This is a genomic window from Tannerella forsythia, assembly GCF_003860135.1.
GTDB lineage: Bacteria > Bacteroidota > Bacteroidia > Bacteroidales > Tannerellaceae > Tannerella > Tannerella forsythia_A.
In genome coordinates this window covers 1-1,396 of record NZ_RQYN01000138.1, presented here as the reverse complement: position 1 = coordinate 1,396, position 1,396 = coordinate 1, and the positions used below count along the sequence as shown (strand labels likewise).

The window sequence follows — 1,396 nt, the reverse complement described above, 5'->3', positions numbered from 1 at the left end:
TTTTTCCTCCATTCCAGTCGATACCGCAGCTTGTTTTGCGGCGTGACGTTATCGCTTCCGCGCGTCCAGTTTACCGCAATGGTGGTGGTGGTAGAAGTAATGGTGCCGTAGCTGCCCTTCGTGGGATATTGGGTATCGACGGGTTTGGTTTTGATCGTTCTTTCGCCATACGATATGTAGTTAACGTTTTCATCCGTTACCCACACCTCCACCACATACTCGGTATTGAGTTCGAGACCGGTAAGGGTATAGGTGGTGATATTGGTCTTCAGACCAGTATAATTCCACGATGTTGCTGACTTTTTTTTCTTCCAGGCCACCCGATACTTCAGATTGCCTACCCACGTAACGTTATCAGCAGCTTCTGTCCAGTTTACCGTAATGGTGGTCTGGGTAGAGGTAATGGGGCCGTAGGTGCCCGGCCTGGGGGGCAGGGAATCGACCGCCCATGCCGGGTTTGTCACTGTTATCGCAAAAAGAGCGATGATCCAAATCGAAAGTTGTTTTATTCGTTTCATGTTCATTGATTGTTAATTGTTATTCAGTAATCAGCCTTCAGCGTTCAGATACCACAAGTTGCACAAGTTTATGACAAGTTGCACAAGTTTTAATTTGCGTTCATTTGCGCCATTTGTGTTTATTTGCGTTCTGAACATCGTAATTCGTAATTTGTCATTCGTAATTCTTATTAGCGTTCAGCGTTCAGCATTTAACCACAAGTTTTACACGTTTTTTTATATGTTGCACTACCCGCCGAATCATGTACGCGGTAAATAACCATTCACAATTATTCTCCGCCCGAAGGGCGTCATTTTTCACTTTTCGTTTTTCACTTTTCACTTCCTTTGCGTTCGGATAGCCGGCGGTGTCCGGTCGCCGATGATCAGGGCGGACACAAGGCCCGCCCCTACATTGACTACTTTTCACTCTTCACTTTTCACTTTTCGTTTTTCACTTTATCAGGATTTTCGTTACCCTTTCTCCCACGCGCACCAGATATACACCCGACGGCAGCGGCTCTACATGGTCGCCGGCGGGGAGGAAGAGCGTTTTCACCATCGCGCCATGTACATTATATATATGTACCGTCGCGGCGTTGGGGAGCGTCAGGTACAGCGCGCTGCCGGCGGCGTAGACGCGCAGGCCGTCGACCGTTTCGTTGCCGACCGTCATGATCACGTTGAAATCGCAGGCGTCGTACCGGCCGCTGCCGTCGTTGGCCCGAGCCGTGACGCGCGCTTTGCCTTTCTTATGGATGGTCACCAGACCGTTGGCATCGACCGAGGCGACCTGCGGATTGTCGCTCGACCATGTCAGCGATTTATCCGTGGCATTCGACGGGGCGACGGTGGCCGTGAGCTGCACCTCTTCGTAATCGCCGTTGACCGTAAACGTG

2 protein-coding genes are annotated in these 1,396 nt (G+C 50.4%); both read right to left on the bottom strand.

Annotation, left to right across the window (positions count from 1 at the left end):
* On the bottom strand, positions 1-518 hold a 518-nt coding region (locus EII41_RS13665; protein ID WP_185711933.1), incomplete at its 3' end, for a fibronectin type III domain-containing protein.
* A gap of 433 nt (positions 519-951) precedes the next feature.
* Positions 952-1,396 (bottom strand): Ig-like domain-containing protein (locus EII41_RS14405; RefSeq protein ID WP_221620741.1); only part of this gene is annotated, 445 nt, incomplete at its 5' end.